The sequence below is a fragment of the Corynebacterium lipophilum genome (assembly GCF_024102595.1).
Lineage (GTDB): Bacteria > Actinomycetota > Actinomycetes > Mycobacteriales > Mycobacteriaceae > Corynebacterium > Corynebacterium pseudogenitalium.
The window spans coordinates 85,703-107,997 of the sequence record NZ_JAEUWV010000005.1 but is presented as its reverse complement, the minus strand read 5'-3'; the positions used below and the strand labels follow the sequence as shown (position 1 = coordinate 107,997).

Below are 22,295 nucleotides of genomic sequence, written 5' to 3'. Positions count from 1 at the left end.
GGTTGATCCCCCTGTTTACTGAAGCTCTACTTGAGGGTCAGGGGGCTGCATCGCGGCTACCCCAGTGCCTTGACAGCGTCGAGCACCATGGACCAGAACCGCTCGGCGTCAAGCTTCGTGGCCACGGAGGTGTGGCAGTCCGCGGGCGCGGGGCTGCGGAAGTCGGCCACGGTGCGCCCGGTGGTGAGCAGCCCTTGCGTCTCGACGTCCACCGGTACCTTGACCGTCTCCACCACAGTTGGGTCGATGAGGTAGGCGACGCAGCATGGGTCGTGGACTGGCGGGTCATCAAAGCCCTGGGCGTCCTGGTAGTTCTTGCGGAACGCACCGAAGAGCCCCACTACGAAGTCGCCGACGTTCGTGCCCAGCGCAGCGAACTGCTCCTCGACCTCTTTCGTCGCCAGTGCCTGGTGCGTCAGATCAAGGCCAACCATGACGACGGGCCACTTCTCGTTGAAGACGATATGGGCGGCTTCAGGGTCGACGATGATGTTGAACTCCGCGCTTGGCGTCCAGTTGCCGGTGCCATACGCCCCACCCATCAGGACGACCTCCTTGACGCGCTCGACGATGCGCGGCTCCAGCCGGGCTGCAAGCGCGATGTTAGTCAGCGGGCCTGTAGGTACCAGGGTGACGGTCCCGGCGGGCTCGTTCATGATCGTGTCGATGATGAACTGCACACCGTGCGTCTCCTGCACCGACAGCGCCGGCTCGGGAAGCTCGAAGCCGTGGATTTCCATGCCGGTGTCGCCATGAATGCCCTCGGCGGTTTCCACCTCGCGCAGGATCGGCCGGGTCGCACCCGCGTACAGCGGAACGTCCGTGAGCTTTGCCACGGTCAGCACCTGCGCCGCGTTACGCGTGACCTTCTCCAGCGTGTGGTTGCCACCGACGGTGGTCACGCCAAGGAGTTCAATGTTTGAGTTTCCGGCTGCGAGCAGGATGGCCACGGCGTCGTCGTGGCCTGGGTCGCAGTCGAGGATGATCTTGGTTGTCATTTACTGCACCTTCTTTCGTGCCGCGTCTTCTGCGGCGATCGTGTCAGGAAGCGATTCGGGGCGCGGGATGAGGAACGACGTGCAGAACGCGCCGATGAGCAGGACCGCGCCCGCGATCATGCCGGCGCGGTAGCCGCCGTTCTGGTCGGCGAATGTGGCCACCACCGCGAAGATCACCGTGAAGGAGATCCCGGCGCCCAGGTTAAACGCGCCCGCGTTCAAGCCTGGCAGGTAGCCCTGGTTCGTCTTCGGCGCCAGCACCACGTGCAGCGACCCGAGCATGATGTTCGCGATACCCGCGTAGGTCACACCAGCGGCAACTGACAGCGCCAGCAGCAGGCCCTTCGTCGGGTTGGACACCACGAACGTGCCGAAGACCACCGACAGGAACGCACCGGCGATACCGATCTGCAGCATGAGCTTGTAGCCCACCCGCCCGGCACAGAACCCGGCGATCGGGCCGAACACCAGGCCGGCCAGCGCGTACGGGGTCAGCGTCCACCAGGACACCACGCCCGCCGACATCCCCGGCCCGAACGTTTCGTCCTGAGCAAGGTTCGGGACCAGGCCGTTCATCACGGCGAAAATGCCGGTCATGGTCAGGGTGGTCGTCGTCAAGAGTGCCCACGTGCGCCGCTCCTTGAGCAGGTGCGGGGCAACCAGCGGGTGCTCCGTGGAGGACTCGATGCGCCAGAAGACCACCAGCGCCACCGCGCCGACCGCGAGCAGAACAATAACCATGAACCAGTTCGCGGCGGCCAACGCACCGGCCTCGTTCAGCGCGGTCAGGATCGCGCCGACGGCCACGACCAGCGGGACCACACCCTTCCAGTCCATGGCGTAGCCGGCGTCGGACTTCGTCTCACGCACGCCGAAGTGCACGGCAAACACCGCCACGACCGCGAAGACGCCGATCACCCAGAACAGAGAGCGGAAGCCGAAGGCAGCTGTGAGCCAGCCGCCCATGATGGCGTCGATACCCGCGATACCACCGTTAATCGAGGTCAAGATGCCAATCAGCAGCGCGAACTGTTTCTCTTCGCGCACCTCCTGGCGCAGCATCACGGACGTCAGCGCGACCGTCGGCCCCGACACGCCCTGAATGACGCGCCCGATGAACAGCATGGTGACATTCGCCGCCAGCGCCGCAACCACCGAGCCAATCGCGGTGACCACCATCATGCCCACCAGCACTTTTCGACGCCCAATTAAATCTCCCCACCGCGGCATAAACAGGGAAAACAGTGCCGCAGCGGTAAAGAACGCGGTCTGCGTCAACCCGATCTGGGAAGTGGTGGCGTCGAGTTCACGCTCCATCGTCGCCAGCGCGGGCGCCAGCATGGACGCGTTCAGTTGGAACGCGAAGACGGCGGTTAACAGGGCAAGCATGAGTGGCCAAACCTGGCCGGGCGGCAGGCGGTGGCCTGCTTCCGGGGGTGGCGTGTGTGTATCGTGCATGCCCCCGAGTCTAAAGCAGGGCGTTCCAGATGGCAGTGTTCGTTTCCTGCCACAAGGGCTTCGCCCACTCGCCGAACTGCTCGTCAGTGAGCGCGACCATGGCTTGGCCCTGCGCAACCCACAGATAGGTCCCCGCCATACCGAAATGCCCCACCGTGTCGGCCGGCATGGTGTCGCCCGTCCAATGGGGGGACTTCTCCCCCTTAATCTCAAATCCGAGACCCCACGGGCATGGCTTTTGCATCCCGTAGCCGGGCACTACCCCACGCAAGTCCCCGAACTGGTTGCGGAACGCCTCCGCGACGGTGTCCGGGTGCAGCAGTGTGGGCTGCAGCAGTTCCGCGGCGAACTTGCTCAGGTCTGCGACGCTCGCGCGCGCCCCGTGGCCCGCGGAGCCTTCCAACACGGCGGTGTCCATCCCCAACGGTTCAAAGACACCTTCGTGCAGGTACTCCGGAAATGCGATGCCGGTGGTTTCCTCCACGAAGTCCGCAAGAATTTCGTAGCCAGCGGACGAGTAAATCCGCCGCTCCCCGACTGGCTTCTGCGGGCGCCTGCTATCGAAGCCGACGCCGCTGGCGTGCGACAGCAGGTGCCGCACCATCGATCCCTCCGGCCCGCACGGGGTGTCCAGCTCGAAGGCGCCTTCCTCCACCGCCAGCAGCACCCCGTACGCGGCGAGCAGTTTGGTCACGCTCGCCAGCTCAAACACCCGGTGCTGGTCCCCGTAGGTTTCCCCATGCGTACCGACGAGCGCCGCCGCGCAGTGCTTCACCGGCCAGGATGCAAGGTGCTCTTCTAAAATCATGCCCACATGATAGCTACTTGCGCACCCACTCGACGTGCACTTCGTAGTCCTGCATCGCGGTGCCCTGCTTGAGCGCCTCCGCGTGCGAGGTCATGAGCTCCTCCACTCGCGTGTGCGCGCGATCCAGCAACCCCTCCTTGACCGCACTGTCCGCCGCACGCGTCTTCTCCTCGGCGAGGAAGCCGGTGACGTCCTCCACCTTGACCTGGTTGAGCGGGTTCATCGACTGCTTATACACCTGCACGCTCTTATCGTCGATCTCCGAGGAGGTCACGCTCACCTCTGGGACTCGCACCGTGATGGTCTGGGCGGCGTCGTCAATGTTGACGCCGATCGCCTCGACGTCCGCGATGCCCGCCTTGACGGTCCCACTGTAGCTCAGCAAGAAGTTGCGCCCGGTCAGCGGCACTTTCACACCCGCGAGCTCAAGCCCCTTATTGTCGTAGTTGCCCACGTTCGAGTACGCATACTCCTCAACCGAGAGCTCCCCCACCTGCCTAAACGACGCCCCTATCGACGCCTCACTGATCTCCTCCCGACCGACCTGCAGGCCGTTCGGGACCACAAACTTCAACACCGCGAGCGCGGTGACCAACGCAATCACCAGTGCGGTAAGCACCAGCGCGCCTACTCGAAATCCTCTTTTTTCCACGCCGCAAGACTACAGCGACACGTTACCGCCCGATCTCATCGGGGGCACAGACCCGGATCTTGTCAACAAACTGCTGTGGCGCACCGCGGCCTCGCAGCGCGTCACCGTTGTAGCACGCGGAGTTCAGCCCGCGCTTCGACGTCCCATCCGGCAGCAGCGCCACCCAGCGATCCCCCTTGCGTTCAAACGGCACAATCCAGTCCGACTGCTTCTGCCCCGCCACGGCCCACTGGCCCTCGCAGTACAGCACGGTCGTCCCGGTCACGCCTGGCCAGCCCGGCATCGCCGCATCAAAGGCCTGCGGAGAGCACTTATTTATCGACGCCCCTCCGAAGCCCAACGCCGCCAACCCCGGCACCGTCGAGGACAACCCCGTCAGCCCAGCAACCACCTTCGGGTCCACGTTCGGGATCAGCCCCTGCGACACGGCGAACGCAGCTCCCGCACCAACAGCGGCCAGGACACCAAGCGTGATCCCCGCAATTGCAGCCGGGCTCAGTTCCTCGCCGTCGGAGCTGCCGGAGCTGTTGGCCTTGTCCGGCGCGGCCTGCTGCGTCTCCTCCGACCACGCGACAGGCGCCTGGACGGCCGTCACGGACACAGCCGAAGCTACAGTGAGTGCAAGCAGTGAGTGTTTCATAGCGACCACCCTACAACCGCCCACTGCTCATGTCCACGAAACATGCCCTGAACTGGCGATTTTTCAAATCCCAACATCCGGGTTAAAGTATTGCTCGTTGCTTTTAAGCACGTATTCCTCCATAGCTCAGTTGGCAGAGCATTCGACTGTTAATCGAAGGGTCACTGGTTCGAGCCCAGTTGGAGGAGCAACCACAACCCGAGGCGATCACCTCGGGTTTTTGCGTTTCTGGTTGCTGCGGTCTTGACCACGCTGATCCCGTCGATCTCTTTCGGCCCCCGACCGGAGCGAACGGGCACGCTCCCAAGTTGGCTTAAGGGACATTTTGTGTGTTTATCTCCGTCCGGCCCACCCTCTTCTCACGCCTAAGCTGGGGTTCCACTGATGATCAATGCCGGTTTCGAATTCTTTCGGTCCGTCGACCTCTTCCCGTTGACCTACTCCCGTCGACCGGAACACCCGAGCGCCTCGATGCGACCAGAATTGTGCACGTCAAGGGCTTTGCGCGTCCCCCTGGCTATATGCGACCGCCCAACGCACAGGCGGCTGGTTCTAGTCCCCTAGAGCCCTCGATGCCGCGGGTCCCTGCGCTACCCGCAGACTCCAGACCACACACCAGACGTCATTCGGTGTTGATTTCTCAAAACGGGCGAATGGAACTGTTTTGAAAACCATATCTGGTTGTTGGCCGAGGTCATCCCGGGAAACCAGATAGATTTATACACATAAAATGTCCCTTAAGCCCCCAAGTTATGAATTCCCGCTTTTTGCCGGTCCAAGAATCTCTATCACTAGAGGATCGACCTCCCCCTTGGCACTCGTCAGCAGCGCAAGGCGTGCCAACCTTGTTTTCGCGTCATCGGTGTCCTGGAAAACAGTGCGCTCATCATTCGCGTACGGAAGCACGCGCTTGCGGCGAAAAAGTCCCATAGTGTGCATGCTAATTTCCTTTTAACTCGAGCCGAAATATAGATTTTCAGTCTACTCGCAAAGACTTCAATGCCGAGTTCATTATGTTGTTGATTAGTTTGCGCTCTTCCTCGTTAGGGATGTTTGACTTCAAATGCGCCACTAGAATCTCGGACATGGTTCGAATCTCATGATGATTCCGAGCGCCAATCAGCCTATCGACGATCCACTCGGTTCTGTGCCACCATTCTTGAACGTTGGCAACTTCAAGCGTTCGAATTACTCCACGCAACGCAACTATCGACGCAAAGATAGGTGTCGCGGCAATGATTGCATTTGTTGCGGTGAAGTCCCAACCATCGATCATCACGGCAGCAGCAAATATACCTAAAAAGATGAAATATGCGATCCTTAAACTAATTTGGAGGATCGCGCCTTCCATAACCCCCATGCGTCTAAAGATAGTGTGTGAACGCACGCCCCGCCAGTTACACCACTGTGCCTGGACCCGTCGGTGCCACCGACGGGTTCGCTGGCTGGAGCGAGCACCCCATCTCACAGCAGACGCAATTCTGTTCACAAAATCCCGAGTCAGTTTTCGACGAGTACTCCGACCTCACCGCATCCCACCACGCCCATCCCAACCAAGACCACCCCACCCCGGCTATACTGCTTCAAATGTCCAGAAGTTCGCATCGTGTCACGCTCGCGGATATCGCGAAGCATCTCGGCGTCTCCACTGCCACGGTAAGCCTCGCACTAAACGGCAAACCCGGTTCGCGCATTCCGGAAGAGACAGTGCGGAGGGTCCGGGAGGCGGCCCGCGAGCTGGGCTAACGTCCAAACACCTTGGCGCGGGTTTGAAGACTGGGCGCCCGCACTACGCTGCTTTTGGGTATCGGCGTGATGTTCGTCCGCATTTTCCTCTGCGCGGCGTTTACCGGCCCGGTGTTGATTAGTATCGCGAAGATGCTGCACGCGTTTGAGGTTCCGCTGTGCATCCTGGCTATCTTCAAGTACTTCGCTATCCACTTCAACAAGGCACTCTCCGCGACCCTGTACCTGGTGGCATTCCAGCTGTCTTCGCAGCTCGGCAACGTGATCCTGTCCACCCCGCTGGGCTCGCTCCGTGACCAGATTGGTTACCAGCCAACGTTCTTCGTCATCTCCGGCGTGGCTTTCCTCGCTGGTGTGATCGCGGTGTTCGCGCTGAAACGCGACGATGAATGTTTTCTCAAAACGGTCGAATGGGACTGTCTTGAAAACCATATCGTGATGTTGGGCGAGGTCATCCCGGTAAGCCGGATAGATTTATACACACAAAATGTCCCTAAAGCCTCTCTGAATGGAAACCATGAATAAACGCATCTACCTCTACGCCGACGAAACCGGAAACCTTGACTACGACGGGACACCGAACCCACAAGGTGGCGGAGCATCAACCTACTTCGGCTTCGGAACCGCCGCATTCCAGCACGACACACACGGAGACGACCTCCTACAAGGGCTCCACCTACGCGCTAGTCGCTCCAAAGAAGGAATAAAGCTCACCCGCGGATTCCACGCCGTCGACGACTCTGCTAGAACGCGAAACGAAATGTTCAGCCTCATCCAAAAGCAAGCGCCCCGCTTCGATACAACCTTCCTGTACAAGTCAAACGCATACCCGCACATCAAAGACGCTGGACCAATGGGTCTCTACAAGACAGCCTGGTACTTACACCTCAAAGAAATCGCCCTCCAAGTTTCCGAGCCTCAAGACGAGCTGTTCGTCATTGTGGCAGAGTTCGGTACCAAAGGAATCAGAGAAGCTGCGCGACAAGCAGTAGAAGAAGTGTGCAGTCAGATACAGCGAAATATCACGCTATGTGTGTGGACCGCGCCCTCAGCGTGGGGATTACAAGTAGCTGATTACGGCCTTTGGGCTGTACAGCGGCATTTAGAAGGTAAGAAATGCACATGGTTTGAGCCGTGCATTAAACCGACGCTTGCGAGTTTGTTCCTTCCATGGGGGCGACCATAGAACATAGAGAAGCTGGCTATCTCACCTATCGGGGTAAGAAGTCCTCCCCTGGAGGACTTATCGCCAGCGTTGCCTTGATTATAACCAATAATGTCCACCGATTCAAGAGTTTTATGAGATGTTTCATACACAAACCGCTTCACTTTCTCCATCTGCCTGAAATCACTCCCCGAGCTCCAGGTTGTTCGCACACCCCATCACTGACAGGGATGGCTCGATCTCGTGCGGTGGACCAGAGCTTGGTGAAAACGAAGAACGACTAAAACGAGGTGAAGCCGCCATCGACTGGCTCAGGGGAAAGCTTGCAAGACAGCGAATTAGCGAAAAGACATGTAAAGAGTTTTTACAAAAGCCCACAGGCTTCATGCCTCCACGGCGACGAGTGAGGGATTAGGGATTGCCAACCACTCTCTTACAACATGTCATTTCAGGCTTTTCCAATATTCATGACATGATTTACACATGAGAAAAACAACTATCGCAGCAGCCCTCGCCTGCTCGCTCACGCTCGGCGTCGCAGCACCAGCACACGCCACTCCTGAAAGCCCTGCCCCGGCAACCACCACGACCTCCAAGCCGGAGACCCCTTCAGAGGGGCTTTCCGACGGCGCCATCGCCGCCATCGCAGTCACAAGCATCCTCGCGGTTCTGGGCATCGGCGCTGGTGCTACGTTCTGGGCGGTCCAGCAGCGCATCATTCCGAATCCACTGCCAGGCATTATCCCTGGACCACCGGCAAAGAAGCCTGCCCCGAACCCAGCTCCCGCTCCAAAACCAGCACCAAAACCCGCGCCGGCACCGAAGCCTGCCCCAAAGCCTGCCCCGGCTCCGGCTCCAGCTCCGGCCCCGAAGCAGGCACCCGCGCCTTCGCGCAGCGGCAAACTGCCTGCTAATGGCTCCTACAAGTCCTGCGCAGAAGCTCGCCGAGCCGGAGTCACTCCGATTTACAGCCACGAGCCTGGCTACCGCTCGAAGCTCGACCGTGACGGTGACGGTGTCGCCTGCGAGTAGTCGCGCCGACAGCAGACGCAATTCTGTTCACAAATTCCCGACTATTCCCACGAAGGCACCTACCACCCCCATCAAGCCCGACCCACCCCGGCTATACTGCTTCAAATGTCCAGAAGTTCGCATCGTGTCACGCTCGCGGATATCGCGAAGCATCTCGGCGTCTCCACGGCCACGGTGAGCCTCGCGCTCAACGGCAAGCCCGGTTCACGCATCCCCGAGGAGACGGCGTGGAAGGTCCGAGAGGCCGCGCGCGAACTGGGCTACCGCCCAAACACCTTGGCACGGGCGCTCAAGACTGGACGTACGCACACGATTGGTTTCCTCTCTGACGAGGTCACTACTACGCGTTTCGCCTCCCCGATGATTACAGGGATTGTGGATGAGGCCGAGCGGCTTGGCCACGCGGTCATGATGGCGGAGACCGGCCACCGTTCGGATCGGTTTGCTCCGGCGTTGCGTACGTTGGAGTCGCGGAACGTGGATGGCGTTGTGGTCGGGTTGATGGCGTCGCGTGAGCTGGATCTGCCGAAGACGAGCTTGCCCCTCGTGATCTGCAACGGTCAGGCTGGCGATCTTCCTGCGATTTTGCCAGATGACTATGCGGCGGGCCGGGACGCGATTGACTATTTGGTGGCGCGGGGGCACCGTTCGATTGCGTTGATCGGCAGGTTCCCAGACGAAGAAACCCCCTCGTTCAGCATCAGCGAGCGCATGCGCGGTATCGACGCCGCCCTGGCGCATCACGGGATCCGTCTGCACGTGGAGGGCTACGCGTCGGTGTGGGAGCCGGCGTCGGGGTATGCACGGATGTCGGAAATTCTTGACGACGACCCAGCAAACTACCCCACCGCGGTTCTGGCCGCGAACGATCGTTTGGCGTTGGGCGTGTATCAGGCGATGCAGGACGCGGGGTTGGATGTGGCGTCGACAATTTCGGTGTTGTCCTTTGATGATGAGGATTTGGCGGCGTTGGTGCGGCCGGGGTTGACGACGTTCCGGCTGCCGTATCAGGAGATGGGTGCGCGGGCGGCGCGCATGCTGGTTGGCCTTCTGTCCGGCGAACAGCCCGGTACCGAGAATCCCACATTGCTCCCCCTGAAAGTGGTTGAGCGTGGGAGCGTTTCCCAAGCTCGCTAAATCGTTTTAGCAACTTCCCCACCTTTCGCACACCCCCGACATACTATGTGCTTAAAGGTTTAAGCAGGGTCGCTGCAAGGACCAAGAACGAGAAGCGCAGCACGCGCACCTGCACATATCCCTGTGAAGCCATTGTCGTGCCCGGCTACCCCGGGCCTAACACGAAAGGACGTTCGGCGATGGATATGCTTCGATCGCAGTTTTCAAACCCCGCGTACCGCTTCGGTTCCGCCACGATTTTCCTGTTCTTCGCAGCGTGGGGGATCTGGTGGTCCTTCTACCAGATCTGGCTCACATCTGAGGCTGGCGGTCTGCAGCTCAACGGCGCGCAGGTAGGTACCGTCTACGCCATCCAGGGCGCGATCACGATGGCGTTGATGCTGGTGTACGGCGTGCTTCAGGACAAGCTGGACCTGAAGCGCCCGCTGACTATTTTCATCGGCGCGAGCGCAACCCTCATCGGTCCGTTCACGCAGTTCATTTACCACCCGTTGCTGCGCGACCACTTCATCGTCGGCGCAATCCTGGGCAGCGTGGTGCTCTCGGCGGGGTTCGTGGCTGGCGCCGGGCTGCTGGAGGCGTTCGTGGAGAGGATGGCAAACCGAACCGGCTTCGAGTACGGCCAGGCCCGCATGTGGGGTTCGTTTGCCTACGCAATTGTCGCGTTGCTCGCGGGTATCTTCTTCACCATCAACCCGATGCTGAACTTCTGGATCGGTTCCGCGCTCGGCGCGCTTCTGCTGTGCACCCAGCTGTTCTGGCACCCGCAGGGCACGGCGCAGGAGGCCTCGATTGAGGAGGTCACGGCGAAGACCCCGCCGGTCTCCGAGATGTTTGGCCTGCTCAAGGACAGCCATGTGTGGAAGGTCATCGTGATTGTGTTGCTGTCCTGGACGTTCTACACCGTGTTTGACCAGCAGATGTTCCCGGACTTCTACACGTCCCTGTTTAGTTCGCCGGAGGTCGGCCAGCGTGCGTACGGCACGTTGAACTCGGTGCAGGTCTTCCTTGAGGCAATCATGATGGGCCTCATCCCGCTGTTGATGCGCAAGGTGGGCGCCCGCAATACGTTGCTGCTGGGTATCGGCGTCATGTTCGTCCGTATCTTCCTGTGTGCGGCGTTCGCGGGCCCGGTGTTGATCAGTATCGCGAAGATGTTGCACGCGTTTGAGGTTCCGCTGTGCATCCTGGCTATCTTCAAGTACTTTGCGATCCACTTCAACAAGGCGCTCTCCGCGACCCTGTACTTGGTAGCATTCCAGCTGTCTTCGCAGCTCGGCAACGTGATCCTGTCCACCCCGCTGGGCTCCCTCCGCGACCAGATTGGCTACCAGCCAACCTTCTTCGTCATCTCAGGCGTGGTCTTCGTCGCAGGTGTGATCGCGTTCTTCGCGCTGAAACGCGACGATGAAGCCGTGGTCAACCCCGAAGAAATCCCAACTCGCTAGCCCGCAACGTTTCTAGAAAGGTTTCATCATGCAACCCCTCCGCCGCACCAACGACCGCTGGTACCCTTCGTTCCACGTCGCAGCCCCTGGCGGCTGGATCAACGACCCGAATGGCCTCTGCTTTTTCGACGGCCGGTTCCACGCTTTCTTCCAACATCACCCGTACAGCCCGGCGTGGGGCCCGATGCACTGGGGCCACGCCTCCTCTGCGGACCTGCTCGAGTGGCGCGAGGAGCCTATCGCGCTGGCCCCGGGTGAACCCGGTTCCGACGACGCCGACGGCATCTGGTCGGGTTCCGCCGTCGTCCACGATGGCACGCTGTATGCGTTCTATACGGGTAACCGCTGGGTCAACGGCGTCGATGACAAGGACGGCAAGTTCCAGACCCAGATGCTGGCCACCTCCACTGACGGCGTCCACTTTGAAAAGCACGGCGCCGTGGTCCCGCCCGTCAACGCGGATGCGCGAGACCCGAAGGTGTTCTCCCACGACGGACGCTGGTACATGACCATCGGCGCAGAGGTGGACGGGCGCGGTCACGTGCTGCTCTATACTTCCGAGGATCTCTACAACTGGTTCGAGGCCGGCTCCCTCTTTGTCGACCCAGACCCGAACGTCTTCATGGTCGAATGCCCTGATTTCTTCTTCCTCGACGGCAAGTGGGTGCTCATCTACGGCCCGATGGTGCGCACGCCGATCCGCTCCGGGTACAGCCTGCGCAACGGCCACAACGTCGGCTACGTCGTGGGCTCGTGGGAGCCCGACGCGCAGTTCGTGCCCGAAACCGACTTCCGGCTTCTCGACTGGGGCCACCACTTCTACGCCACCCAGTCTTTCGCCGCCCCCAATAACCGCCGCCTGGCGTTCGGCTGGATGGGCGAGTTCGCTCACCCGCTCGCCTCTCGCGAGGACAGTTGGTCCGGTCAGCTCAGCCTCCCCCGGGAGCTCTCTCTTAGCGACGCCCTCACGCTCCACTGCGCGCCCGCCCCCGAAATCGCCGGGCTCTTCGGCCCCGCCGAGACGCACGACGCCACCCTCCAAGCAGGCGAAACAACAACCCTTCCCCCGTTTGAGGAGGCATGGCTGCGCGTCACCCCCGACCTGGAGCAGCCCGTCCCGCTGCAGACAAACACCTGCGAGCAGGTGGTCCTCCACCTCATTCGTGACGACGTCCCCTCCGCCCACATCGTGTTCGACACCCTCGCCGAACGCATCCACCTGGTGCTCGCGCGGGGTAACGGCGCCGGCAGCGGCTACCGCTCCATGCCTTGGACCCCGGGCGACGCCCTGGGCATCTACCTCGACCGCGGCTCTATCGAGCTGTTCACCGCGGACGCTACGGAGACGCTCTCCTCCCTCGACTTCCTCGGTGAGGGGCCTCGCACCGTGGAGATCGAGTCCGTGGCGGGCCCTGTCGGTGTCAACGTCGAGGTGCGCCCGCTGAAGCGGGGTTAGCCCCGCCCACAGCAGACGCAATTCTGTTCACAAAATCCCGAGTCAGCTTTCGGTGACTACTCCGACCCCCGAAAGCCCCCGAACCACAGCGCTACTTCGCCACGAAGTAGCGCTGCTTATTCACAAACTCGTCCATCCCGAGCGGACCCATTTCACGGCCGAAGCCGGAGTTCTTCACGCCGCCGAACGGCAGACCTGCACCGCGGGCCTGCGGGATGTTGACGTGGATCATGCCGGTGACGACCTGGTTGGCAACCTTCTTGGCGCGCTCCTCATCGGTGGAGAACACGGCGCCGCCGAGTCCGTAGCGGGAGTTGTTGGCCAGTTCCACGGCTTCCTCATCGGAGGACACTTTGTAGATCTCCACGACGGGGCCGAAGAACTCTTCGTAGTAGGAGTCGGAGCCGACTGGGATGTCGGTGATGACGGCCGGGGTGAAGTACGCGCCTTCCCCAGTCAGTTCGCCTCCACAGTGCAGGGTGGCGCCGGTGTCGACGGCTGCGGCGACTTGTTCGCGCAACGTTTCGGCGGCTTCGCGGGAGGATAGCGGGTAGTAGTGACCGTCTTCCGGCGAGAACGGGTCTCCCTGGCGAAGCTCGGACACGGCGTCGACCATCTTGGAAACGAACTCGTCGTAGATGTCGTCCATGACGATGATGCGCTTGTTGGAGGTGCACGCCTGGCCGACGTTGCTCATGCGCTTTGTCAAGGCGGTGCGCACTTCACGGTCAATGTCGTCAGTATCCAGGACGATGTAGGCGTCAGTACCACCGAGCTCCAGCAAGGCCTTCTTTAGGTTGGCGCCTGCCGTCTTCGCAACGGCCTTGCCTGCCCCCTCGGAACCGGTGAGTGATACGCCTTGCACGCGTGGGTCCGCGAGCAGGTCTTCGATCTGGCTGTGGCTAATGCGGCGGTAGTTGAAGACGCCCTCGGGCACGCCGGCGTCGTCAAAGATCTGCTGGATTGCTTCGGCGGAGCGCGGACAGATGGACGCGTGCTTAAGAATTATGGTGTTACCCGCCATCAGCGTCGGCGCCGCGAAGCGCGCGACTTGGTAGTACGGGAAGTTCCACGGCATCACGCCGACGATCACGCCGAGCGGTACCTTCCGGATCACAACCTCCCCGCCATCGTGCGGCAGCGGCTCGTCCGCGCCGAACTCGGCACCGTGGTCTGCGTAGTAGTTGCAGATTTCCACGCATTCGCTGACTTCCCCGTCGCCTTGGTTAATGGCCTTGCCCATCTCCTCGGCGATGATGTTCACGAGGGTGTCGCGGCGCTCGTCGAAAAGCTGGGCAACTTTGCGCAGGTACGCGGCGCGTTCCTCGTAGCTGAGGGCACTCCATGTCTTGTACGCAGCGTCGGCGCGCTGGAGGGTGTCCTGCAGCTCCTGGTCAGTGGTCTGCTCAAACGTGGCGACGATCTCATTCGTCACCGGATTTTGTACTCGATATGTCGTAGCCATGGCCCCACGCTACAGCTTCTTCCCACTTTTCGACGCCCACTCACGCACCTTTACGCCAGTTCCCAGTCTATGCGGACCGCAGATTTCCCTTGTTCCCTGTCATGCGCTAGAGTGTCTTTCGCACCAAGTGTGTATTCCTCCATAGCTCAGTTGGCAGAGCATTCGACTGTTAATCGAAGGGTCACTGGTTCGAGCCCAGTTGGAGGAGCAAAGCAAAAGGCCCGAGGTTTCCGCATCCTCGGGCCTTTTGCTTCTCCTAGGCAGAATTACCCCTTAAGGGCTTAAGCCGGGTATCCCCTTTTGCTGAAAACGAGGACCGGCCCCCGTTACATTCGAGATGCAGGAGGGCCGGTCAAGTCTGAATACGCATCGAATCTATGCGCTAGTCTGGGAGAGCGGTAACCAACCGCAACCAGGTGCCGAGGTAGTGGGAGGTGAGCCCAAGTCTCAACACAATGACAACTATACCACTAGTAACCTACCATTTGGCAAGTTTAGTCCGCCCTATTTGTACTTAAGTTCGTCCTCAATAGTGAGAATATTGACTTTTCCAGCTTGAACGTCATCAAAACTATCCAGATCGAGCGCCCTTCGGAGACGGGCTGCTACCCGAGCTTTCACAGTCTCGGTCCCTTTTGGATGACAACGCTCATAGTTAATTGAGCTCGCGACAACATCCGCAAGTTGTATCAAGTCTGTTGACTTCGAATCGACATCGTAGGCCTCAATGACACTTCTAGATCCCATTCGCTTATTCACTTGTTCTTTTACTACCTTCGCGGCAGAATTCCCCTGGGGCGTCTGAACTAGATCCAGAAAAACATTAACGAGTTCACCCCGGTTAATATTTCCTCGTATCAGCTTTGCTGCCATGAGCGACTGTTGCTCCCAAGTCGCCAAATCATCACTAAAGGATCGTTGTGAATCGTAGACTGAACCCCCACCCTAACGTTGGCGATCGCCAGTTCTTCTACCAGATCGAAGTAAAACGGCAACTGATTTTTGCTAATTTGAGCAAAATGAATTTCCCCGTAAAAGCGGTATTTCTGGCGAAGATGCCTGATAGTACGAGCTAAGAGATATGGCTCCCGCACTTTTACAAAACCAACTACAAAGAATCCGCCTCTCGAATTTTTTGCACCCGATTCATCAATATAAATAGTTGAAACATCCACTCGATTGGGCAGAGAATAAGGCTTTTTCTGGGCTGTCATTCACCTGTCATACTACGAGGCTGGGATACCTCAGCTTTTCTTACACGCTATAGGATAACGCCTCCTTCCGCGTCGCAAATCAGCATACCGCCGCCCTACTCGCCGCACCCCCAGTTACACTGGTTTCATCGCTTACCCTCCCCAAAACCGGAGCCAACCATGCCAAACGCAGACGACCTCGAGGCCCGCGTGCAGCTCCTGGAGCGTGCGCTCGCGAAGCTCCTTGGCACCGATGATTTCGAGGCATTCCTCACCGAAACCGGAACCGAGCAGACCCGACCCAAACCCGCAACGCCACCGCAACCACCACAAGCATCACAAGCGCCAGCACACGAAGACCTCACCACAGTCACCAATCTCTCCTCCCCCGACGCAAAGCTGCGGCTGTTCGCCGACTACTTCCGTGGCCGCGAGGACGTGTACGCCACCGCATGGCAGAACGGCGAGAAGAAAGGCTGGTCACCGGCGTCCTACGGTCGTTACGACCGCAACAACCCAAATCTCAAGCCGCTCACGCCCCAGGTCCTCGAGCAGCATCTCCGCCGCGACAACAACCTCCACGTTGGGCTCTATCCACTCTGCAAGGGCGACACATGCTTCCTTCTCGCCTGCGATTTCGACGACGCCGACTTCCGCACCGCCGCCCGCCTGTATGCCGAGACCTGTCGCGAGTACGGCCTCGACCCGCTCATCGAAATCTCCCGTTCCGGAACTGGTGCTCACGTGTGGATCTTCTTCAGCGAGCCCGTCCCGGCTGCCCTTGCGCGCACCGTGGGAACCGGCCTGCTCGCTAAGGCCAGCCCGAAGCAGTTCTTCACCAGCTTCGACCGCTTCTTCCCTTCCCAGGACACACTGCCCGGCAAGCGCCGTGGCTTCGGCAACCTCATCGCGCTCCCACTCGCGGGTCAACATCGTGCCGAGCAGCGCACCATCTTTGTCGACGCCTCCTTCGAACCCACCGACGATCAATTCGCCACGCTCGCCTCCACCGCCAAAGCGTCTAAGTCCCAGCTCAAAAAGATTGCTGCACGCCTGCGGCCGGATCCAGAGACTCAGCTCCCCCAACCGCCGACCAAGGCCGAGCTCAAAGCGCTCAAACAAACCGGCAAAGTACTCATCACGCACGATTCCCGCGTGCACATCTCACTCGAAGGCGTCGACGGCACCACGGCCACCGCACTTCGCCACCTCGGCGCGATCCCCAACCCGCAGTTCTACATCCGCCAGGCCCAGCGCCTGTCCACCTTCCAAACGCCCCGCCTCATTATCCGCTTCGACGAGCACGACAACACTCTCACTCTGGATCGCGGCACGCTTGATCAGGCCATCTCTATCCTCAAAACCGCCGGTTACACCGTGAGTCGCCGTGGCAAAACACCAAAGCCGCACACCATGCACGCCGAATTCACCGGCGAGTTGCACCCCAAGCAGCGCAAAGCCGTCACAGCCATGCGCAAACACCCCACTGGTGTACTCGTCGCGCCACCGGGTGCGGGCAAGACCGTGATGGCGTGCGCGCTGATCGCACACCGCCAAGTGCCGACCGCAATCATCGTTCCCAATGTAGAGCTCGCCACGCAGTGGCGAGAAGCACTTACCAAATTTCTCGACGCCCCCACCATCGGCCGATACGGCGGCAACTCCAAGAAACTGAGCGGAGACATCGACATTGTCACCGCTCAGTCCATCAGCCGAACCGACTCACGAACCGATTTCCTCGCCGACTACGGCTACATCATCATCGACGAATGCCACCGCGTCGGTGCCGCCGGCCTCACCCGCGTCCTTGCAGACCTCAACGTCCGATTCATCAACGGCCTTACCGCGACCCCGTACCGCTCCGACGGCCTCGACGCCCTGCTACCTCTGATCTGCGGTCCTATCCGCCACACGATGGAACTCGAGCATGCCGGCCCCAAGCATTACGTTGTGCAAACTACGGAATTCTCCTACGCCGAGCCCCACCTCTATTGGCCCGACCTCGACAATGCCCTCGCCGCCGATTGCGCCCGCAACGCGCTTATCGCCGAGACCATCACCCGCGCCTCCGCCAATGGAAGCAACGTCCTTGTGTTGGTCAAGCGCCGCGAGCACATCAGCGCCCTCGAAACGCTGCTCACACGCGATCACCCCGGCCTCCGCATGCCGGTCTTCACGCTCCACGGCGCGCAGTCTTCGAAGGACCGCAAAGCCACCAGAAAGGCCCTCGACAGCACGCCCCAGTTCATCCTTATCGCCATGACCCAAATTGCAGGAGAAGGGGTAGACCTCCCAGCTCTCGACACCCTCGTCCTCGCAGCTCCTGTCGCGTTCAAAGGGAACGTCATCCAGCAAATCGGACGCGTTACCCGCGGCACGGAAAACACAGCCACGGTTTACGACTTCCACGACCACCAAGTCCCTGCACTCACCGCAGCGTTCCGCAAACGCAGTTCGGTCATTCGCAAGCAGGGCTTTGTGTAAACCGATGCGCTTACTTCTCGACGCTTTCCAGTATCTTAATTCTTGTGGGGCCAGCGGGGCTCGAACCCGCGACCAGCGGATTATGAGTCCGCGGCTCTAACCGACTGAGCTATAGCCCCAGTTGCTCCAACCAATTGGAGCTCGGTGCAGTATAACTGACCAGTCTACCGAGACCCAATCACACTGATTTGGACTGCTTTAGTACAATTCAAACAATATACCGAAGGGCGCAAAGTCTTGGCTGCACCTGAACTACTACCTATCAGAAAGTGGCAATGAAAATGGACGCAGATGTCGCATTTGTTGGCCTTGGATATATTGGCCTACCAACCGCCGTGGTGATGGCGGAATCCGGCTTGAAGGTAATGGGCGTTGATGTTGTCCAAGAAAAGGTGGACGCAGTCAACGCAGGCCACGTCACCATTGTCGAGCCGGGACTGGAGGAAGAGCTCAAGAATGCCCTTGAATCAGGCAATTTCAAGGCGACCACTCAAATGCCTCACGCGAAGAACTACGTCATCGCGGTTCCCACCCCATTTAACGACGACCACAGCGTTGACATGCGCTTTATCTATTCAGCCGCTGAAGCTATCGCACCAAAGCTCGAAGGTGACGAGTTGGTTATCCTCGAATCCACTTCCCCACCAACGACAACCGAAAAGATGGCGGCCCGGATTCTAGAACTTCGCCCCGACCTCCGTGCAGATGGCGACAACTCGGATTCCTCAAAACCTGTAGTCTTTTTCGCTCACTGCCCAGAGCGCATCTTGCCGGGCAAAGCTATGGAAGAGCTGCGCACAAACGACCGAATTATTGGTGGTATGTCCCCTGGCTCAGCGGAACGCGCTGAGGCAATATATGCAAGCTTCTGCAAGGGCGAGCTGCTCAAGACCAACGACCGCACAGCAGAACTAGCAAAGCTCACAGAGAACTCCTTCCGTGACGTCAACATTGCCTTCGCAAACGAGCTTTCTCTCATCAGCGACAAGCTGGGCATCAACGTCTGGGAACTCATTAACCTTGCAAACCACCACCCTCGCGTGAACATCCTGCAACCAGGCCCTGGCGTCGGCGGCCACTGCATTGCAGTTGATCCGTGGTTCATCGTTTCCGCTGACCCGGAGAACTCGAAGCTGATCCACACCGCCCGCAAGATAAACGACGGTAAGCCGGAATGGGTTAAGCAGAGGATCAAGGAGGCTGTGGCAGAGTCCAACGCTTCCAAGGTTGCTGTCTTCGGTCTGGCATTCAAAGCAGATATCGACGACCTGCGCGAGTCCCCCGCTCTTAACATCGCCGTCGATCTCGCAGAGGAGCTTGAGGATAAGCAGATTCTTGCTGTTGAGCCGAACTGCTCCGAGCTTCCAAAACGACTTAAGGGCTTCGATAACGTCGAATTGGTCAGCTACACCGACGCTCTCGAGCAGGCCGACGTCATCGTCCTGCTCGTCGATCACAAGGAGTTCAAGACCCTAGCCAACGACAAGTTCGAGGGCAAGAATGTTATTGACACTAAGGGCCTGTTGAACCGTTAGTTCTGCTCGTCGTCATTCCTAGGCTGTGCTCGAAACTGCGCTTCGGGTAAGCCTAGGAATGTGATGTCCAGTGACTTTTTGGACACGGAGTCCAGGATGTTTTTGGACGGGATGTCTATTGGCTTGTTGGACATTCTCGGCGGTGGAATAGCCAGATGGCTATTCCATTGCATAAACGAAGAAAGATCGCAGATTTCAATCCCGTTCGTGACGGTAAAACGGTCACACAGTTTTGCAAAGAGCTGGAGATCTCGCGACAGACGTACCACAACATCAAAAACCGAATAGCGCAGAAGGGCTGAGCAGGTATCGTGCCGGATTCGACTGCCCCGAAGAATCCGATGAAAAAATTTGATGAGGCCGACAAAATCGCAGTCGTTAATGCCAGACAACAGTTGATGGAACAAGGCTTGGATTATGGGCCTTGGTCGATCTACTACTTCTTGTTTGACACTTCAGGTGCAGATCGCACCCCATCGCGTTCCACAATCGCCTCGTGGCTGCATGAGCTGGGATTGGTTGATACCAATGCCCGCAAACGGCCCCGCAGCTCCTATAAGCGCTTCGCCCGTGACTTTGTCGGTGAACTTTGGCAAATCGATGGACTGGTCTATCGCCTCTTTGACCATGCCCACACACATGTCACGATTTACCAGATCATCGATGACGCCAGCAGATTCGATGTCGGAACCACAGCATTCGCCCTGCCTGAAAACGGTACTGATGCGCGCGCTGCGCTGGCCGTAAGCGTTCGTCGCTTACGGCAAACCTCAAGAAATCCTTTCTGACAATGGCGAAGCTTTCGCCACCTACCACCGTGGTTTTCTCTTTGGCTACTGAAACTTGGCTCGCTGGCGAAGATGTACTTGCTATTGCTGGTTTCGTCCCGACAACCCAGGGAAAAGACGAGCGATCTCACCGTAGGTTGATCCAGTTCCTCGATGCACGCCAACCAGTCAGCCTTGCTGAGGTCAACACATATCTGGCCGAATATCGCCAGGTATACAACGAACGACGACGGCATCAATCGCTGCTGGTCGGCAAGATGCACATCACGCCACGCCAGGCTTTCGATACCTTCCCCAAGGCACCATCGTCTACACATCCACTTGATCTAGATCAGATCTGGGCCCGCGTAGTTGACTATAACCAGGCGCACAATCCTTAACGCTTAATCCAAAATGCCAAACGGCCCCGCGGAAGCGGCAACTTCACACGAGGCCAACACCGATGATATGGCAGCTCAGCAAGGCATACGGCTTAAGGGATATTAGGGCATGCGAACGAAAACTCGGAGGATTTCCCGTATGACTAATGTGCGATACACGGATGCCCAGCGGCTCAAGGCATTAGAGGTATTCGACAGAACACAATCTGCTACCAAGACTGTTCGTGAGTTGGGTTACCCAGGCCGTTGGACACTCTATCGATGGATCAGAGAGCGTGATGAACCCCCAGCTGCCCATTCGGCGCACGACCTTAAAGCGCCACCCATTTGCGACAAAGCTCAAAGCCGTTGAGCTCTTCACCGCCGGTGTGTCTCCTGACACCATCGCATCTGAGCTTTCGCTGAACTCAAAAATGAGCGTCTATGCTTGGGCCCAACGATTCCGCGAAGAAGGAAAGTGGGGCTTGATGAGCGCAACTGCGTTGTCTGATCCACGCCGCCAACATCCGACACAAAATCAATGCACTCTAAAACCGGAAGAGCCCGTTTATTGGGGTGAACATCAGGTCATAAGCGGGCCAGGCCACTTGTTGCACACCCGCGCTTTCGGGGGTATGCGCGGAGTGCAAAAAGCAGTGTAATCCGAGATTAAATGTGGCGCAGGGCATAAAGCTTCGGTGTTCAAAGTCCTGGGACCACGCCAGCCCCCAAACCACGAACTCCGCCTTGAACTTGGCCGACCTCTGCCAGCAACGTCGGGAAAGTATGACCCACCACACCTGTTGCGACCGGCTATTTGGTAGCAGTGTCGTGACTATCCGGTAGCGCAACAGTGACTATCTGGTAGCGCTGTACATCCTTGCACGTTCATACTACCGGTAGCCACACCACACGGGTGTGGCATCAACTGGAAGGAGTCCGCTCATGACGGATTACCGCGCGATAATGACGTTGCTGATCAAACAGCGTTCTTATCGCCAAATAGAACAACAGCTCGAGTGCTCGCACCGTGCAATCGCACGCGCGAACCACACACTACGTACCTGCGGGTTTAGCACCGTTGAACAAGTTGCAGCGTTGGAGTGCTACTGGTTGGCTTCTAACCGCATATTCGGGCCTTCCAGTGTGATGATCTCAGCACCAACAACAAGCCGGTTGAGAATCGACTCGGCAATGACCGCGTCAGGAATCGACGCGTACCAGTCTTTCGGGGTGAACTGGGAGGTCACAATCGTCGAGCCGGCCTGTTCGCGCGCGGCGAGGATATTAAATATCTGATGCACTGTGGCAGCATCAATCGGCGTGGTTAAAAAATCATCGAGGACGAGTACATCCACGTTGTGGAGTTGCTCAATGAACCCCAACCGGATGGGGTTATCGGGTTGTAAGACCGCAAGTTGTACACCCCAGGCCTTGGATTGGCGGTACCCACGCGACGTGATAAAATTGCCTTCGGGGTGATTGCTTGCTTAACGTCTGGCAGATGAACTCGACGCAGATACGATTCCGATGCTCATCGATGAACCGGATCAGTTCTTAACGTTTCTTAGTCGAGTTCCGATGCGAAAAAGCCGAAGCGGTCTTCAACAACTCGTTGGTGTCGCGAAGCTCTTGATTTTCTCGACGCAGCTTGGAGACCTCTGCCACAAGGTTCTCAGGCAACCGTTCGAGAATGCATCCTTAACGTCGAGCGGTCTGCGTCCATTGCCTCGCTGGGTGCCACGAGACGCTCGGCTTTGGATCTACTGCTTGGCAAGCGGCTTGCATCGACATGTTTTCCGCCAGGGTGCGGTCTTCCACAAGTCGGACGATTCGGTCCTTTGCTTCCTGGTCAAATTTTCTTAGCATGTTCGAAGATTTTTCCGTCTGCTCAAACGGAATAAAACCTGGGAAACTTCACCCATCTACAA

Annotated in this window: 23 protein-coding genes, 3 tRNA genes and 1 pseudogene; 14 read left to right on the top strand and 13 right to left on the bottom strand. The window is 58.9% G+C overall.

Features of this window, described 5'->3' with window-relative positions; all coding sequences use genetic code 11:
- Positions 1-56: 56 nt before the first annotated feature.
- From uriH to JMN37_RS05685, 5 genes are read right to left on the bottom strand one after another with little or no spacing between them, the layout of a single operon-like run.
- Positions 57-998: a uridine-preferring nucleoside hydrolase UriH gene (gene uriH, locus JMN37_RS05705; protein WP_252931328.1), complete on the bottom strand. Its 942-nt coding sequence runs from the start codon at positions 996-998 to the stop codon at positions 57-59.
- Positions 999-2,456 (bottom strand): uridine transporter UriT, encoded by a 1,458-nt coding sequence (gene uriT, locus JMN37_RS05700; protein ID WP_070477959.1) that lies wholly within the window; start codon positions 2,454-2,456, stop codon positions 999-1,001.
- 10 nt (positions 2,457-2,466) lie between these two features.
- Complete coding sequence (locus JMN37_RS05695) at positions 2,467-3,264, bottom strand: serine hydrolase domain-containing protein (RefSeq protein WP_252931327.1); 798 nt, start codon at positions 3,262-3,264, stop codon at positions 2,467-2,469.
- Between the two features lie 13 nt (positions 3,265-3,277).
- Positions 3,278-3,916, bottom strand: a complete 639-nt coding sequence (locus JMN37_RS05690; protein ID WP_252931326.1) for a DUF4230 domain-containing protein — start codon at positions 3,914-3,916, stop codon at positions 3,278-3,280.
- A gap of 22 nt (positions 3,917-3,938) precedes the next feature.
- Positions 3,939-4,556, bottom strand: coding sequence for a hypothetical protein (locus JMN37_RS05685; protein ID WP_252931325.1), 618 nt, complete (start codon positions 4,554-4,556; stop codon positions 3,939-3,941).
- A gap of 115 nt (positions 4,557-4,671) precedes the next feature.
- On the opposite strand from JMN37_RS05685, the gene JMN37_RS05680 reads away from it, so the two are divergent.
- Positions 4,672-4,744, top strand: a tRNA-Asn gene (locus tag JMN37_RS05680).
- A 562-nt stretch (positions 4,745-5,306) separates the two neighbouring features.
- Here JMN37_RS05680 and JMN37_RS05675 read toward each other — a convergent pair.
- On the bottom strand, positions 5,307-5,486 hold the full coding sequence (locus JMN37_RS05675; RefSeq protein WP_143110593.1) for a hypothetical protein: 180 nt from the start codon (positions 5,484-5,486) through the stop codon (positions 5,307-5,309).
- Positions 5,487-5,532: 46 nt separating this feature from the next.
- Positions 5,533-5,916 (bottom strand): hypothetical protein, encoded by a 384-nt coding sequence (locus JMN37_RS05670; protein WP_143110594.1) that lies wholly within the window; start codon positions 5,914-5,916, stop codon positions 5,533-5,535.
- Positions 5,917-6,143: 227 nt separating this feature from the next.
- Between JMN37_RS05670 and JMN37_RS05665 the strand changes: the two genes are divergently transcribed.
- The 7 genes from JMN37_RS05665 (at position 6,144) to JMN37_RS05635 (ending at position 12,540) form a co-directional block, all read left to right on the top strand.
- On the top strand, positions 6,144-6,302 hold the full coding sequence (locus JMN37_RS05665) for a LacI family DNA-binding transcriptional regulator (RefSeq protein WP_083329380.1): 159 nt from the start codon (positions 6,144-6,146) through the stop codon (positions 6,300-6,302).
- Between the two features lie 30 nt (positions 6,303-6,332).
- Positions 6,333-6,827, top strand: a complete 495-nt coding sequence (locus JMN37_RS05660) for an MFS transporter (protein ID WP_255365828.1) — start codon at positions 6,333-6,335, stop codon at positions 6,825-6,827.
- Positions 6,820-7,488, top strand: a complete 669-nt coding sequence (locus tag JMN37_RS05655; RefSeq protein ID WP_070975340.1) for a DUF3800 domain-containing protein — start codon at positions 6,820-6,822, stop codon at positions 7,486-7,488. The genes JMN37_RS05660 and JMN37_RS05655 overlap by 8 nt, the downstream gene beginning before the upstream one ends.
- 462 nt (positions 7,489-7,950) lie before the next feature.
- The gene (locus JMN37_RS05650) at positions 7,951-8,499 is read left to right on the top strand and encodes an excalibur calcium-binding domain-containing protein (RefSeq protein WP_071573477.1); all 549 of its coding nucleotides are present in this window, start codon (positions 7,951-7,953) and stop codon (positions 8,497-8,499) included.
- A gap of 105 nt (positions 8,500-8,604) precedes the next feature.
- Positions 8,605-9,636, top strand: coding sequence for a LacI family DNA-binding transcriptional regulator (locus tag JMN37_RS05645; protein ID WP_071573478.1), 1,032 nt, complete (start codon positions 8,605-8,607; stop codon positions 9,634-9,636).
- 179 nt (positions 9,637-9,815) lie between these two features.
- Positions 9,816-11,084, top strand: a complete 1,269-nt coding sequence (locus JMN37_RS05640) for an oligosaccharide MFS transporter (protein ID WP_252931324.1) — start codon at positions 9,816-9,818, stop codon at positions 11,082-11,084.
- A gap of 28 nt (positions 11,085-11,112) precedes the next feature.
- The gene (locus JMN37_RS05635) at positions 11,113-12,540 is read left to right on the top strand and encodes a glycoside hydrolase family 32 protein (RefSeq protein WP_252931323.1); all 1,428 of its coding nucleotides are present in this window, start codon (positions 11,113-11,115) and stop codon (positions 12,538-12,540) included.
- A 91-nt stretch (positions 12,541-12,631) separates the two neighbouring features.
- Here the strand turns inward: JMN37_RS05635 and JMN37_RS05630 are convergent, their stop codons facing one another.
- Positions 12,632-14,005: an NAD-dependent succinate-semialdehyde dehydrogenase gene (locus JMN37_RS05630; protein WP_252931322.1), complete on the bottom strand. Its 1,374-nt coding sequence runs from the start codon at positions 14,003-14,005 to the stop codon at positions 12,632-12,634.
- A 135-nt stretch (positions 14,006-14,140) separates the two neighbouring features.
- Between JMN37_RS05630 and JMN37_RS05625 the strand changes: the two genes are divergently transcribed.
- Positions 14,141-14,213: transfer RNA gene (locus JMN37_RS05625), tRNA-Asn, on the top strand.
- A 296-nt stretch (positions 14,214-14,509) separates the two neighbouring features.
- On the opposite strand, the gene JMN37_RS05620 is transcribed toward JMN37_RS05625, so the two are convergent.
- Both JMN37_RS05620 and JMN37_RS05615 read right to left on the bottom strand, forming a co-directional pair.
- A complete protein-coding gene (locus JMN37_RS05620) occupies positions 14,510-14,878 on the bottom strand; it encodes a DUF3800 domain-containing protein (protein ID WP_252931321.1) in 369 nt (122 codons plus the stop codon).
- Complete coding sequence (locus JMN37_RS05615) at positions 14,863-15,219, bottom strand: DUF3800 domain-containing protein (RefSeq protein ID WP_252931320.1); 357 nt, start codon at positions 15,217-15,219, stop codon at positions 14,863-14,865. Before JMN37_RS05615 ends, JMN37_RS05620 begins: the two co-directional genes overlap by 16 nt.
- Before the next feature lie 159 nt (positions 15,220-15,378).
- Between JMN37_RS05615 and JMN37_RS05610 the strand changes: the two genes are divergently transcribed.
- Positions 15,379-17,682 (top strand): DEAD/DEAH box helicase, encoded by a 2,304-nt coding sequence (locus JMN37_RS05610; protein WP_252931319.1) that lies wholly within the window; start codon positions 15,379-15,381, stop codon positions 17,680-17,682.
- A gap of 45 nt (positions 17,683-17,727) precedes the next feature.
- Here the strand turns inward: JMN37_RS05610 and JMN37_RS05605 are convergent.
- Positions 17,728-17,801 (bottom strand) — tRNA-Ile (locus JMN37_RS05605).
- A gap of 156 nt (positions 17,802-17,957) precedes the next feature.
- Between JMN37_RS05605 and wecC the strand changes: the two genes are divergently transcribed.
- From wecC to JMN37_RS05585, 4 genes are all read left to right on the top strand, one after another.
- Positions 17,958-19,217 (top strand): UDP-N-acetyl-D-mannosamine dehydrogenase, encoded by a 1,260-nt coding sequence (wecC, locus tag JMN37_RS05600; protein ID WP_305883253.1) that lies wholly within the window; start codon positions 17,958-17,960, stop codon positions 19,215-19,217.
- A gap of 311 nt (positions 19,218-19,528) precedes the next feature.
- Positions 19,529-20,005 (top strand): hypothetical protein, encoded by a 477-nt coding sequence (locus tag JMN37_RS05595; RefSeq protein ID WP_252931318.1) that lies wholly within the window; start codon positions 19,529-19,531, stop codon positions 20,003-20,005.
- Positions 20,006-20,007: 2 nt separating this feature from the next.
- On the top strand, positions 20,008-20,385 hold the full coding sequence (locus tag JMN37_RS05590) for an integrase core domain-containing protein (RefSeq protein WP_252931317.1): 378 nt from the start codon (positions 20,008-20,010) through the stop codon (positions 20,383-20,385).
- Positions 20,386-20,663: 278 nt separating this feature from the next.
- Positions 20,664-21,026: a terminase gpP N-terminus-related DNA-binding protein gene (locus tag JMN37_RS05585; RefSeq protein WP_252931336.1), complete on the top strand. Its 363-nt coding sequence runs from the start codon at positions 20,664-20,666 to the stop codon at positions 21,024-21,026.
- Positions 21,027-21,470: 444 nt separating this feature from the next.
- Here the strand turns inward: JMN37_RS05585 and JMN37_RS05580 are convergent, their stop codons facing one another.
- Both JMN37_RS05580 and JMN37_RS11430 read right to left on the bottom strand, forming a co-directional pair.
- Positions 21,471-21,749, bottom strand: a complete 279-nt coding sequence (locus tag JMN37_RS05580; protein WP_252931316.1) for an ATP-binding protein — start codon at positions 21,747-21,749, stop codon at positions 21,471-21,473.
- Between the two features lie 316 nt (positions 21,750-22,065).
- A pseudogene (locus JMN37_RS11430) lies at positions 22,066-22,289 on the bottom strand (hypothetical protein).
- Positions 22,290-22,295: the final 6 nt, after the last annotated feature.